Annotated in this window: 1 protein-coding gene; it reads left to right on the top strand. The window is 74.6% G+C overall.

The window, feature by feature from the left end; genetic code table 11:
* Nucleotides 1-131 precede the first annotated feature (131 nt).
* Nucleotides 132-760 (top strand): phospholipid carrier-dependent glycosyltransferase (locus tag AC2W7G_RS17630; protein ID WP_485869577.1); only part of this gene is annotated, 629 nt, incomplete at its 3' end.

The raw sequence follows: 760 nt of genomic DNA, 5'->3' as shown, positions 1-760 counted from the left end.
TCCGTCGGCGCGCGGGGCCGCCTGCCTAGGATCGGGCTCGGTGCCCCGCCTGCCCCGCCGTCGTCCGCGACCGTCACCTGCTCGGCTGGGCGGGCCCGCTCGGCCTGGCGGTCCTGGCGTTCGTTCTGCGGGTGTGGGACCTGGGCCGGCCGAACCGGCTCATGTTCGACGAGACGTACTACGCCAAGGACGCCTACTCGCTGCTGCACCACGGGTACGTCCGCGACTGGGCCGAGGACGCCAACGACGGGTTCGTCCGGGGCGACTTCTCCGGGCTCGGCGAGCTGCCGACCCAGATCGTCCACCCCGACGGCGGCAAGTGGATGCTCGCGCTCGGCCAGTGGGCGTTCGGCACCGACTCGTTCGGCTGGCGCATCAGCGCGGCGGTCGCCGGCGCCCTCACGGTGCTGGTGCTGGCCCGGCTGGTGCTGCGGCTGACCGGCTCCCTCGTCGCGTCCGGGGTGGCCGGGCTTCTCCTCGCCCTCGACGGCGTGCACCTGGTGCTGTCACGGGTCGCGCTGCTGGACGTCTTCCTGTGCCTGTGGATCGTCGTCGCCGTCGCCTGCCTGGTCGCCGACCGCGACTGGATCGACGCCCGGCTCGACCGCTTCCACGCGTGGCGGCCGTGGCAGGTCGCCGCCGGCGTGAGCCTGGGCCTGGCCTGCTCGGTGAAGTGGAGCGGCGTCTACGTGCTGGCGGTCGCCGGGGCTCGCGATCGTCCTGTGGGAGGTCGCCGCCCGACGCCGCGCCTGGCGCGCCG

It is taken from the genome of Aeromicrobium sp. PFPM2_SD2, from assembly GCF_057364525.1.
The sequence above is the reverse complement of the archived record's forward strand: the minus strand, read 5'-3'. Positions and strand labels throughout refer to the sequence as shown.